Raw genomic sequence first — 12,319 nt, forward strand, 5'->3', positions numbered from 1 at the left:
ATAAGAAGACAAGTTAACGTCCCTAGTGACATTGTAACCAGCGCCGTTGGTGGGTTCATGGCATCACTTTTTTTATATGTTCTCATGCACCTACTGTATTCGGGTGAGATCAGCGGATGGAGACGATGAGTACGCAAACCTACTGAGTAGCCGATTCAGCACCTTCCTGAACGAAACTGCGAGAAGATTAGCCCGGATGCATTGAGAGCGCCAGTCTCAGCTACTGCGGCCAGATGGAAGTTGAGACTACAGTCAGTGTTGTCAGCGGTACTTCGAAATCGTTTGGTATGGGACGTAATAGCCGATCTCATCGATCCACGTCGACAGCCACTTGTCAGCGGTTTCTTCATCGATTTTTCCAGCATCAATAGCAGCCAACAGGACGCCGACCGACCCAACAACGGTCACGCCCTGGTCTTTGGCAAACGACCGGGCATCCCCATCGTCAGTTAGCAAGCGGCCATCGTGTGCGTCTGCCACGGCGAACGCCTGTGCCTCACCGGGGTCAAGATGGCTACTGACAACTGCCTCTCTGTTTGCGACGGTGTCCGAAATCGTCGTGACTGGAATTTCGTCGTCAAGGACGTTGAGAGCTGACTGGAGATACGGATGGTCATCGACGCCGTGTTCAAGTTCCTCGCGAACGACTGGAACCGCACAGATTCCAGCGAGTCCTGCAACCACCCACAGCTGGTCGATATACGCGAAATTCGAGAGGACAGTCGTGTTCAGGACGCTCGGATTCGGTGGAATATCAGCACCTGTCATTTTGCAGGCGAGTCCTCATTGCCCAAGTCCTCGTCATCGAATTCGAGTTCGCTTGCTGCCTCAACCTCATAGGCCGCATCATCTTCGTCAACGAGCCCAAGTCGGAGTTCGACGCCGTGCTCACGGAGGATATCACGCATCGTCCATCGGTCGACATCAGCGAGCCTCGCAGCATCACCGAGTGTAATTCGCTCGCGTTCGTAGAGGGCGACCGCAGCTGCAATACGTTCGTTTTCGTGGTCCTCGAAGTATTCACGGACGAACTCCCGTAATGCATCACTCTTGCCACCAAACACGCCAGCTTCGACAGCACCCTCAATGAGTAGGTTGAGGTCGTCTGGATATGACCCAGTGATTCGTGCCATCGTTCTATCCCAAACTACGTCTTCATACTATTTATGAACTGCGCCGGAATGCCATATGCATTGAGAGCACCGGTCTCAACTAGTACTGGGGCATCAATGATATAGCAGCATACAATTCACGAGCGAAGAGTATCAGCACAAACAGACTGGGTGTACTGATCGCACAGTCGCGGTCACCACGGGTATAGACCCACTTGACCGGCTGATTATCGAAGTCCCGGTACGGCGGAGTCATATTTCTTGATGTATGCGTTGGTCGGCCAATTCCGAGGCGGAATCGGGCTCGGTTTTCCAGGGGTGTTAAAGCGTATTGACAGTAATAAATCTATACGCCAGTGAATCGGCAAAGCGCATCATATTACCAACAGACTCATACATCAGCGGTAGCGTTCACTCACCAATCTCAGCCGTATCGAGCCTACAAGAGGTGGTCGACAGAGGGCCTGAACAGAGCACAGCCCAGCCCCAGCCTGAACAGGCCAAACAACGTTTCGTCTGTGCGGGATGATCACTCGATCTCTAACTGACCGCTTCCGCCGCCGTCCTCGCCATCGCTTTCGTCCCATTCGAGTTCGAACTCGACACTCAGCTCAGTCATGTTACCCGCCGGTCCTTCACGTTCGGCTTTGACTTCGAAGGTCGGTCGAGCTGGGGGAGCCAGTGTCACGGTCTCGGAGCCTGCTTTCAGGGTGATATCGCTCCCACTATCAAGATTGTCCGCAACTTTCCGGAGGTAGGAGGCAATCTCTTCTCGACTTTGGTCACTTTCTGATTTGAACAGAACTTCTTCGGGCATACGTGATGTGGTACACAGTCTGTCAAAATAAACCCGCCCTCTGGACGACGATATGACAAACAAGCTCCGGTCGACTATCCCGAAGAGCACGTCCATTGCCAACGCGATACAGTCGTCGTAGCGCTGGGATGTCCTAATTCCGATACTCAGCCAATAACGGAACTACCGTGCTGCAGATGTGGCATCGGGGCCAAACGATGATCTCACCAACCACTTTTCGAACGGACGGCCGATCCTACGCAGTTACCTGCGGTATCGGAGATGCGAAAGTCATCTAAGATTTGCATCCAAGAAAGATACAGGCAAGAGTATGTTGAGTTACACCGTCTACTCGGAAGCCGAGGGCGTCCGAAAAACGTCGCTGACGGCGAATCTGGCGGTCGCACACGCTCGGGCCGGATGCAACCGGTCGTAGTGCCACTGGACCCACAGGACGGTGACCTGCCTCGCCTGATAGGAGTCGATACGGACCGAGCCGACAGTGGTGCTGACAATCTTCTCCGGCATATGGTAAACAGCACTGTACCGCCCGAGAGGCCGTTTACACGGGCGATGACGACTGGCTCTCCTCCCGGAGCGCAGTGATGCTGCTGTAGACGACAGCACCGCTGACCAGCAACGCGGAGCCGAGGATGAGTACTAGACTAACCGTATTCAGGGCGCCAATGCCATAGACATTACCGATTTCACGGACTGCAACGGCGAGGGCTCCACCAAGCAACATTAGCCCGAAGTACACCTTGATATCGTCCTCGTCGACGATGCTCGTCGCAGCAGAACCCACACGGGCTCCGAAAGCGCTCCCCGCCAGCAGCGGGAGCACGATAGCGAGGTCGACACCGCCGTCCAGTGCGTACAGGAAGCTCCCGAGCCCGCCCGAGAAGACGATCTCGAAGAGGTCGGTCCCGACGGCAATAGGGACTGGAACCCCGATGAGATAGAACAGCGCGGGCATACGGATGAAGCCGCCGCCGACACCGAGGAATCCAGACAGTAGACCGGTAGCGAACGCGACACCAAGTATCATCCAGAGAGAGACGCTAACGCCGCCACGGAGCGATATCATCGGCGGGATGCGGTACGACTGAATCTTCTTGGCTATCTCCGGGATGTCGTCGGCGTCGACATCATCCTCCGCAGCATCGTGGTCAATCCCATCGCCGCCATCGCCGCCTCGAAGTGCCTCGTAGGTGACGAACGCGCCGATACCGCCCAGCAGGACGACGTACGTGACGCTGATAATGCTACCAGCCAGTCCAAGTGCCTCCAGATGGAGGACGATCTCTTTCCCGGCTTCGATGCCAGCGGTCGTCCCGGCAATCATCAACACCCCCAGTTTGTAATCGACCTGCCCCATGTCTCGGTGCTTCAGTGTGGCAATGACCGAGGTACCGAACACGAACGCGAGCCCACTTCCGACGGCGACTCGGGTGGGATATCCCATCACCAGTAGTGCCGGAGTGACGAGGAACGACCCACCCATCCCGAAGAAGCCGAACAGGACACCAACGAGCAGGCCGAACCCGACGAACAACACCACCATCGCCAGGCTGAGTCCCAGTATCTCCATCTGTCACTCCCCTCGTAACCGCTCGACGACACGCTGTCCAAATACCTCTTCAACTGCTCCGTACCCGACATAGAGGATGGCCGCCTCCAGGAGTACCGCGCCGATGAGCATCGCCGCGTCGATGCTGCCTGCACCCATCGATGCGAAGGCCGCGAGGTCTACCATAGGGATTTGCCCCCAAAGTTGTGCTGTCGTGAATGTATCATACTTTTCTACTCGGTCTACGATAATCGGAGGGTACTGATAACAGTTTTGGGACTAGTAAACAATATTATCGACAGGTATCACACCGCTATCCCACGGGGATATCTGTATACGTTATGTGGATATCAGCCACGCCCAGCAGAGCTTTGAACGTCTCCATATCACCCGTAATAAAGTTCCGCGCGCCGCTCTACCGGATAGCTCGAAAAAGAGAGTCCGGTTCGGAATCGCTTCCTGAGTTGACCAGATGTCAAGGACAATAGGAGCTATACGGTCCAATACACACGCATCTATATTGTGCTACCAAAGCAATATTAACAGTCGGTCGCGTACCCTCAAGTATGAGAGCCATCTATGCGACAGACCTCTCGGCAGCGAGTGAAGCGGCGATACAGAACGAGACATGTCTCGAGTGTCTCGGCCGCATCGGTGTCGATACGATCCACCTCGTCACGGTCATCCCATCGAACGTTCACGCGGGGATGCCGGGAATGAATTTCAGCGAGCGGCGCAAAAAGGGACTCAGGCGGTACCAAAACGTGATGGAGGACGCCGGGTTCGACACTGAGACTCACGTCGTGCGTGGGACCCCCCATCGCCGTATCAATGGTATCGCGGAGGCAGAGAAAGCCGACATGACAATAATCGGGTCCAGAGGGCAGAGTCCACTGGACAACCGTGTCATCGGCTCCACGGCCCGGAACCTCGCGCGGACCACGGTGGTGCCACTGCTGGTCAACCGCATCGAACGCAGTACCGACGAACCGGACGTGCTCAGGGAGCACCTGTTCCAGCGGGTGCTCTACGCGACTGACTTCTCCGAAAACGCGGCGCGTGCCTTCGATGCGTTTCAGTATCTCCGTCACGCGACTCAGGTAGCGACGCTCGTCCACGTCGAGTCACCGAAAGATGCGACAAGCGAAGAAGAGCCGTCCGAACGCCTTGAATCGCTCGCGGACACACTGTCACAGTGGGACATCGAGACGAGCGTCGAGGTCCGCCATGGCGACCCTGCTGAGGAGATACTCGACGTCGAAGCGTCCGTGACGCCAACGACGACGCTAGTCGGCTCTCGCGGCCAAAGCCGGATGCGTCGGCTGTTGCTCGGTAGCGTCTCCGAGGATATCGTTGCCAGAGCGGACGGGAATGTCTTCCTTGTCCCGCCGCCGCGAACCGCCTGAAACGGGCGGTCAGAGCGCGCCCATCGCGGTCATCGATCCGAAGCCGACGGCCAGTGCAAGCGTGAACGACCCGGCCCACGCGCCCACCGTGACCAGAATCTTCCGTGGGTCGACCGCCTCGCTGCCGCCAACTGCGGCACCGCTTCCGATGATAGCGCTGACGATAATCTCGTTGAACGACACCGGAACGCCGAGGAAGACGGCAAGCTGCGCGATGAGAACCGAGGGGACGAGCGCGGCGATAGAGCGCCGCGGGCCCAGCGAGGAATAGTCCTGTGCGAGCGATTTTATCATCCGTGGTGCACCGGTCCACGACCCGGCCAGAATTCCGAGGCCACCCCCCAGCAGGACGGCCGCTGGCGAGAGTACACCGACATCGTCCAGCAGTGGGAGCAACGGACCGACCGCCAGACCGACCTGACTCCCACCGGCGGAAAAAGCGACCAGCGAACCGAGCGCCAGCAGGACGTGTCTGAGCCCGCCCGCCTCATCGTGGCGGATGTCTCGGTACACCACGACCCACACTACGGCAACAACCATGCCGGAGAGAACGACCGTCGCCACGACGCCGTCGATACCGAACAGCCGCTGGCCGAGACTCGTCAGCGAACCGGGGCCGCCCTCGGGCCCGAGAAACGCGAACTCGACGTTGGCCATCACAACGCCGACCAGCGCCGCGAGCGTCGGAATCGTGGCCGACTCCGGGACGTCAGACCGCGGCAGCACGCGCGCGATGGCGTAGGCGAAACCGCCGCCGACAACCGGTGTCAGGACCCAGATGGCACCGATCTGCTGGTACTTCCCCCAGACGGGGGTGCCACCGAGGGCTATCCCGACACCGATGATTGCGCCGGTAACGGTAAACGCCGTTGCAATAGGGTAGCCGGTGTAGATACCGACGGCCATGAGCCCAGCGCCGGCCAGCAGCGCGACGATGACTCCCATGGCGGGGAGGGTGACGCCACCGACGAGGCCGCGTCCGACCGCTTCAGAGACGTTCGTACCCTGAGTCACCGCGCCCGCGAGCCCAAAGATGCCGACGACGAACGCCGCCCGCATCGTCGAGATAGCGTTGGCACCGACAGCGGGCGCAAAGGGTGTTGCGCCGCTGGAGCCGGCTCCGATGACCCACGACATGAACAGACTCGCGAGACTGGCGGTCAAGAAGAGCGCGAGAAACTGGAGTTCCATTGTCAAACCCGTCGGTGATTTAGTCCGCTCCTGTGGGAGACGGGTCGACGCCATCGGTTGCGCGGCTGCGCCACCACCCCTGCAGGCACGCGCCGATAAACATCCCTGCAAGCGCCCACAGGATGGTCACGTTGCCGATTCCGAGGCTGGCGTAGGCGGCACCCGGACAGATCCCGGAGAGCCCCCAGCCGACGCCGAATATCGCACCACCAATCAGCACGTTCCGGTCAAATGACTTCAGCCGACGTTCGAACGGATCGCCGGTCAGTGGTGCCCGGTCCAGCACGCGCGGCATGACAAAGAACACGATTCCCGTCACGGCCGCGCCGCCAAACATCACGAACAACAGGCCGAAGTCCTCGAACTGGAGGAAGTTCAGCACCACCTCGGGGCGGGCCATGTGGCTGTATCCGAGGCCGAAGCCGAAGATGAGCCCGCCGACCAGCACGAGCGGGATGAACAGCGGATGTCGGTCCGTCGACGTCGCCATTACGGCGTCACCCCCAGCGCGGCGACGACCTGTGCAGTCAGTATCGCGACCAGCAGGAAGGCGAGGACGCCCGCCAGCGACGTTTTCGAGGCCGACCCCACGCCACAGACGCCGTGGCCCGAGGTACAGCCTTTTCCGACGCGGGTTCCGATACCGACGAAGATGCCACCAAGCAACAGCCGCCACCAGGCGACATCCGTCGTCCACGCGCCGTTCTGATAGACGACCGCGTACACGGCCGCACCAAGGATGATGCCGAGGGTGAACACGAGTCGCCAGTCACGAGAGGCGACGTACTGCTGGAAACGTGACTGACTGGAGACGTACGACAGCGTCGATTCGAGGAACGTGCTCGCGCCGGCGCTGATGCCGGTGCCCACGTAGATAACCGCCGCGCCGAGACCGACAAAGAGGCCGCCGATGGCATACCGGCTGATACCGTTGGGGAACAGCTCGGCGGCCAGTTGCAGCGGGACAGGGTCAGCTACCATTGACGATTAGTCACCCGCGAGCGATTCCTGGCTCGCCGCGCAGTTGTTCGGTCCGAGTTCCAGCGTGAATGCCTCGTCGTCGTCGACGCTGTTCTGGCCGAGGTTCGTCGCGATGATGTCCTCGTAGTTCGCCGGTCGCGGCGGCATGTCGGCCAGAATCGTCTCGACAAAGTCGTCCTCGTCCATACTGAGTGCATCCATCTCATCGACGAGCTGGCCGATCGGTGCGGTGTAGGTGCCGTCGCTCGCCGGTTCGGCCGTGTCGCTGAAGTGCGCGCCTCCGATGAGCGTGTCGTCGGGCAGTGTCAGCACGCGTTCCTGCAGTGACTCATAGAGCATCCGGGCCGCGTCGGGCGCACCCTCGTCGCCCTCTTCGAGGTCCGGTCGAGCGACACTCTCGATGAAGAGCCCGTCACCGGTGGCGAGCAGGCTGTCGTCGATAAGATACGAGGTCATGCCAGTCGTGTGGCCAGGCGTCGCGACGGTCTCGATGGTGACGTCGCCGACCTCGAAGGTGTCGCCGTCCTCGGCAGTCGTCAGGTCGTCGGCGTAGGTGACCCCACGATCCACAGCAGCTGCGGGGATGACGCCCTCGACGCCCGCCGCATCGAGGTTGCGGACTCCCGAAATGTGGTCCGCGTGGATGTGCGTGTCGAGCGCGTATTTCAGGTCGACACCCAACTCGTCAGCGTCCTGCTGAGCGTGCGAGGCAGGGCTCGCAGAACCGAGTTCCGCGGTGTCGTCGAGGTAGCGGTCGGTGAAGGCACGCAGTGGGTCGATGACGGCGGCTTCGCCGTCGTCGTAGACCAGATACCCGAGACAGCCAGAGGACGGGCGCTGGTACTGCAACAGTGTGCCGGCCCCGTCGTAGTCGGTGACTTCGACGGTTTCGTAGATGCGCGCCCACCCGTTCATACCGTCTTCGAGGTGGTGCACGTCGTAGCCGCGTTCCGCGAGCGTGCCCGCGACGTACTCGCTGGCACCGCCTTTGGCACAGAGAACCGTGACCTCGCGGTCGTCCGGAACGTCCGCGATGATGTCCGCATCCAGCTCGTCTTCCAGAAAGTGGAAGTACGGGACGTTGATGGATTCGACGTTCTCCCCGTCGATGTGCCACTCCTCGTAGTCCCCAGACATGCGGGCGTCGAGAATTGTGACCGACTCTCCGTCGTCGATGCGCGATTTCAGTGTTTCAGGCGTGACCGATTCGACGTCTGCATCCGGCGTCGGGAAGTCTTCAGCGTTCATGTAGTACACTCACTGCTACAGGGTTGAGATATAAAAGGGTTTGTATAGAAATTCTCAATATACACAATACTAGAGGAGCAATAATGCTGTTCCGGATAGAAAATAGCGTCTTGAGGTTCTCTGTATCGCCTTCATCAGCTATTCAGCTATACACGGTCGTGCTAGGATAGTGCAATAATCGACATTCTTTTAACCGTCGGACTGATATTGTGCAGTAGCTCCAATACAGTAGATGGAGTCCTTCCAACAATGAGTGAAGCATTCGACATCGCGGAGACGCTCGACGTGAAAGGTGCATCGTGCCCAATGCCGGTCGTCAAGACGAAACAGGCGATAGACGACCTCGCAGAAGGGTCAGTACTGGAGGTCCTCGCGACTGACAGCGGCAGTATGAGTGACATCGAGGGGTGGGCCGAAGGGACGAATGGTGTGGCGCTGCTCGAACAGGTCGACGAGGGCGACGTGTACAAACACTACGTCGAGAAGACGGACTAAAATGAGCACGGACACACCACCGGCGAGCGACGGCGATTCGCTGACCGAGGCGGAGCTGCAGGCTCGCATCGAAGAGCTCGAAGAGACCGTCGCCGACCTGAAAGCTGACGACGAGCAAAAGAAGATGACAATCGTGGCGACACAGGGGACCTTCGACATGGCGTATCCCCCGCTCATCCTCGCCAGCACTGCGGCCGCGTTCGGCTGGGACGTCGTCGTGTTCCACACGTTCTGGGGACTGGATATCCTCCACGAGGAGAAGTCCGGGAACCTCCAGCTGTCGGCCGTCGGTAATCCGAACATGCCGATGCCGAACGCGCTCGCGGCGCTGCCTGGCATGGACCGCATGGCGACGCGGATGATGGAAAAGCGCATCGATGACAACGGGACGGCAACGATCGACGAACTCATCGAGTTGTCGCTGGACCAGGGCGTCGAACTGCAGGCCTGTCAGATGACCATCGAGCTGATGGACTACGACGAGGACGACTTCCACGACGATGTCACTGTCGGCGTCGGCGCGGCCACCGCGCTCCAGCATATGGCAGAGTCCGACATCCAATTGCTCGTCTGAGCGACGAGAGCCACCGAGCGGCTTTGCACGGACCACCCAAACATGAACCAGAGAATCGCAGTCGTCGATGCGTCAGTCGGTGAGACGCCCGCCGAACGAAACCTGACCCGGTCGCTCGACGCCAAAACGACAGTGTACAAAGTCAGCGACAGCCAACTCCCACCGGTGCCGGCGGGCGTCGACTCGCGATACGACGGCGTGGTCATCAGCGGGTCACAGACGTCGGTGTACGACGACCGCGGCTGGATTCACGACCTCACGTCGTGGGTCCGGGCTGTCCACCGAGCAGACGTACCGACACTGGGGATTTGCTGGGGCCACCAGTTCCTCGCACAGTCTCTTGGCGGACGCGTGGTCGACATGGGCGAACACGAACTCGGATACCGAACAGTCCACCGGCGAGGCGAGGACCCGTGTTTGCCGACACGTCGTCGTCGTTCACCGCGTTCCAGACACACTCCGACCGCGTCGCCGAACTGCCCGCGGGCGCGGTGGAACTGGCGCGAAACGAGTACGGCATACAGGCGTTTCGACTCGGTACACGCTACGGCGTCCAGTTCCACCCAGAGTACGACCGCGAGACAGCCGAGTGGGTCATCGGCAACAAAGACCTCACCGACGAACGGCGGGAGGCAGTAACGGCGACGATGACCGGCGAGTCGGTCACGGCCGCCCAAGAGGCGACGACGGTGTTCGATAACTTCCTCGAACTGGTCGCCACGCACCAGCAGCGACCGGGTCGATACGACTAATTCGGCACCTCAGAATGCCGCTGTCAGTGCGGTCGCAAGCCGGTCGGCTGCTGACTATGATCGCGTGCATCGACGCCCGCACCGTCGATGGCTCGGGCAGCGAGCGGACGACGATACTCCCGTCGACCAGCCGTTCGGCTGTCTCCGCTGGACACTCGATATTCTCTCAGCTCTGAGTGCCAGGGCTTCTACCCACTTTAGGCCAGTATGGTATAACCAGGGCATACTTGTGCACGGGCAGATTGCTTTCTCATAGTCTTGGAATTACTGCACACTATTATATGCAAAGCCTGCCTACGTCCAGATGAGAGAACATGACCACCAGACAAAATCACACTGAGGCAGACACGACCGTCGACGCTCGGGGCGCGACCTGTCCGGGTCCGCTGATGGACCTCATCTCTGAGGTGCGAGCTGTCAACATCGGCACCGTTATTGCCCTCTTGACTGACACCGAGAAGTCGCCGACCGAAGTACAGGAGTGGGCCGACGAGTCCGGCAACGAAGTCCTCGACGTTGTCGATGAAGGCGACCACTACAGGATTCACGTGAAGAAACGATGACTGAACACATCGCAATCGTCGGTGGTGGCACCGGTGGTACCGTACTGGCGAACACACTCGCAGAGAAGCTCGACGCGGAGTTAGCCGCCGGCGTGGTCGAGATAACGCTGTTCAACGACGGCAAGGACCACGTCTACAAGCCGGTGTGGCTCTACGTCGCCTTCGGACAGCGCGAACCCGCGGACGGCCGGCGGCCCCTTCGAGAGGTCGTCGACGACCGCATCACCATCCGGCAGGACTACGTCGTTGACGTCGACCACGAGCGAAAAGAGCTCGAACTCGTCGAGGCAATCGACCCCGCACCGTACGACAAACTCGTCGTCGCGACAGGGGCACAGCTCGAACCGGAGCGAGTTCCAGGTCTCGCTGAGGGTGGACACCACTTCTACGGCGATGACGGTGCGCAAGCCCTCCGCGACGAACTTCTGGCGATGGACGGCGGCCACATAGTCCTGAGTGTCGTCGGGACACCGCACATGTGTCCAGCCGCACCGCTTGAGTTCACGTTCATGGTCGACGACTGGCTCCGAGAACGGGGCCGTCGGGACGCGTTCGACATCACATACACCTACCCCATCATGCGGGTCCACGGAAACGAACACATTGCGGACTGGGCCGACCCGCGTCTCCGGGCGCGCGACATCGCCATCGAAACGATGTTCAACGCCGAGGCGGTCGACCCCGAGGCAGAGACAATCGTGTCGATGGAGGGGACGAACTTGGACTATGACCTCCTCGTCGCCATCCCGCCACACACTGGTAGCGACTTCGTCGAGTCGGCCGGGCTCGGCGATGGGGGGTGGGTGGACGTCGACAAGCACACGCTCGAAGCGACCGGCTTCGACGACGTGTACGCTATCGGCGACGCCGCCCAGACCGGGGTTCCAAAAGCCGGGAGTGCAGCGCATTATCAGGCCAACGTCGTCGCTCAGCGGGTTGCAAGCGAGGTCCGGGGCCAGCCAGCAACGGCCGTCTACGGCGGTAAGACCGTCTGCTTCATCGAGACTGGGATGGACGACGCCACGTTCGTCGAGTTCGACTACGAACGTCCGCCGGAGCCAAGTGAGCCGACCCGGGCCATGCACTGGTCGAAGCTCGCCTACAACGAATCATACTGGCTCACAGCACTGGGGCTGCTCTGAGGTGACCAACCATGAGTGATCAACAACCATCAGCCGACGATGTGACGGAGGAACTGACCACCACCATCGAGGAGAATCCTGAGGGCTTCGCCACGTTTGTCCGCAACCTTGAGACAATCAACGAACTGGTCGAAGTAGCCGAACTCGGGACTGCTGCGATGGACGACGAAATGGTCACATCCCTCGCCGGGACCGGCGCCTCGCTAGGAGAACTTGCGGATACGGCCGCCAGCGACGACACTCGGAGGGCGCTAGAGACTGTCCTCAGCGCACTCGGCGAGGCCGATTCCAGCGGGCCAGTCGACCTGCACGACGTCTGGGATGGGATTCGAAGTGGCGAGTTTCTCACTGGCATCCGGTACGTGCTCACGGTCGTCCGGTCGCTCGGTCGCGCGGTCCAGAACCAGTGAAAGCAGGTCTTTTGTCCTCACTCGCGCGGGCGGCAAGAATCAAACTGATAGGCTGACCACCGTCCACGTTCCAAAGAAT

The 12,319-nt window shown here is 60.1% G+C and carries 15 protein-coding genes and 2 pseudogenes; 8 read left to right on the top strand and 9 right to left on the bottom strand.

Annotation, left to right across the window (positions count from 1 at the left end):
* Positions 1-261 precede the first annotated feature (261 nt).
* The 3 genes from C437_RS02070 to C437_RS02080 all read right to left on the bottom strand — a co-directional run bounded on the left by C437_RS02070 (position 262) and on the right by C437_RS02080 (position 1,929).
* Positions 262-768, bottom strand: coding sequence for a hypothetical protein (locus C437_RS02070; RefSeq protein WP_004515214.1), 507 nt, complete (start codon positions 766-768; stop codon positions 262-264).
* Positions 765-1,133, bottom strand: a complete 369-nt coding sequence (locus C437_RS02075; RefSeq protein ID WP_004515215.1) for a UPF0175 family protein — start codon at positions 1,131-1,133, stop codon at positions 765-767. The genes C437_RS02070 and C437_RS02075 overlap by 4 nt, the downstream gene beginning before the upstream one ends.
* A 508-nt stretch (positions 1,134-1,641) precedes the next feature.
* Positions 1,642-1,929 carry an amphi-Trp domain-containing protein gene (locus C437_RS02080; RefSeq protein WP_004515216.1) on the bottom strand — a complete coding sequence of 96 codons (288 nt, stop codon included), beginning with the start codon at positions 1,927-1,929 and terminating at the stop codon, positions 1,642-1,644.
* A gap of 310 nt (positions 1,930-2,239) precedes the next feature.
* Here C437_RS02080 and C437_RS20880 point away from each other — a divergent pair.
* Positions 2,240-2,490 (top strand): annotated as a pseudogene (locus tag C437_RS20880) (ParA family protein); the annotation flags it as partial.
* Here the strand turns inward: C437_RS20880 and C437_RS02090 are convergent.
* Positions 2,471-3,499, bottom strand: a complete 1,029-nt coding sequence (locus C437_RS02090) for a sulfite exporter TauE/SafE family protein (RefSeq protein ID WP_004515217.1) — start codon at positions 3,497-3,499, stop codon at positions 2,471-2,473. The pseudogene C437_RS20880 and the gene C437_RS02090 overlap by 20 nt on opposite strands.
* 3 nt (positions 3,500-3,502) lie before the next feature.
* Complete coding sequence (locus C437_RS20430; RefSeq protein WP_004515218.1) at positions 3,503-3,664, bottom strand: DUF7512 family protein; 162 nt, start codon at positions 3,662-3,664, stop codon at positions 3,503-3,505.
* 380 nt (positions 3,665-4,044) lie between these two features.
* On the opposite strand from C437_RS20430, the gene C437_RS02095 reads away from it, so the two are divergent.
* Entirely contained in the window at positions 4,045-4,884 is an 840-nt protein-coding gene (locus tag C437_RS02095; protein ID WP_004515219.1) for a universal stress protein, read from the top strand.
* Between the two features lie 9 nt (positions 4,885-4,893).
* On the opposite strand, the gene C437_RS02100 is transcribed toward C437_RS02095, so the two are convergent.
* From C437_RS02100 to C437_RS02115, 4 genes are read right to left on the bottom strand one after another with little or no spacing between them, the layout of a single operon-like run.
* On the bottom strand, positions 4,894-6,075 hold the full coding sequence (locus C437_RS02100; RefSeq protein ID WP_004515220.1) for an inorganic phosphate transporter: 1,182 nt from the start codon (positions 6,073-6,075) through the stop codon (positions 4,894-4,896).
* Positions 6,076-6,094: 19 nt separating this feature from the next.
* Positions 6,095-6,565, bottom strand: coding sequence for a YeeE/YedE family protein (locus C437_RS02105; RefSeq protein ID WP_004515221.1), 471 nt, complete (start codon positions 6,563-6,565; stop codon positions 6,095-6,097).
* Positions 6,565-7,056, bottom strand: a complete 492-nt coding sequence (locus C437_RS02110) for a YeeE/YedE family protein (protein ID WP_004515222.1) — start codon at positions 7,054-7,056, stop codon at positions 6,565-6,567. The genes C437_RS02105 and C437_RS02110 overlap by 1 nt, the downstream gene beginning before the upstream one ends.
* Before the next feature lie 6 nt (positions 7,057-7,062).
* Positions 7,063-8,304: an MBL fold metallo-hydrolase gene (locus C437_RS02115; protein ID WP_004515223.1), complete on the bottom strand. Its 1,242-nt coding sequence runs from the start codon at positions 8,302-8,304 to the stop codon at positions 7,063-7,065.
* A 249-nt stretch (positions 8,305-8,553) separates the two neighbouring features.
* On the opposite strand from C437_RS02115, the gene C437_RS02120 reads away from it, so the two are divergent.
* From C437_RS02120 to C437_RS02145, 6 genes and pseudogenes are all read left to right on the top strand, one after another.
* Entirely contained in the window at positions 8,554-8,799 is a 246-nt protein-coding gene (locus C437_RS02120; RefSeq protein WP_004515224.1) for a sulfurtransferase TusA family protein, read from the top strand.
* A 1-nt stretch (position 8,800) separates the two neighbouring features.
* Positions 8,801-9,373: a DsrE/DsrF/DrsH-like family protein gene (locus C437_RS02125; RefSeq protein ID WP_004515225.1), complete on the top strand. Its 573-nt coding sequence runs from the start codon at positions 8,801-8,803 to the stop codon at positions 9,371-9,373.
* A 42-nt stretch (positions 9,374-9,415) separates the two neighbouring features.
* A pseudogene (locus C437_RS21200) lies at positions 9,416-10,125 on the top strand (type 1 glutamine amidotransferase).
* 314 nt (positions 10,126-10,439) lie between these two features.
* A complete protein-coding gene (locus tag C437_RS02135; RefSeq protein ID WP_004515226.1) occupies positions 10,440-10,688 on the top strand; it encodes a sulfurtransferase TusA family protein in 249 nt (82 codons plus the stop codon).
* Complete coding sequence (locus C437_RS02140) at positions 10,685-11,830, top strand: NAD(P)/FAD-dependent oxidoreductase (RefSeq protein WP_004515227.1); 1,146 nt, start codon at positions 10,685-10,687, stop codon at positions 11,828-11,830. The genes C437_RS02135 and C437_RS02140 overlap by 4 nt, the downstream gene beginning before the upstream one ends.
* Before the next feature lie 11 nt (positions 11,831-11,841).
* Positions 11,842-12,240: a hypothetical protein gene (locus C437_RS02145; RefSeq protein WP_004515228.1), complete on the top strand. Its 399-nt coding sequence runs from the start codon at positions 11,842-11,844 to the stop codon at positions 12,238-12,240.
* The last annotated feature ends 79 nt before the right edge of the window (positions 12,241-12,319 follow it).

Origin of the sequence: Haloarcula vallismortis ATCC 29715 (genome assembly GCF_000337775.1) — an archaeon.
Lineage (GTDB): Archaea > Halobacteriota > Halobacteria > Halobacteriales > Haloarculaceae > Haloarcula > Haloarcula vallismortis.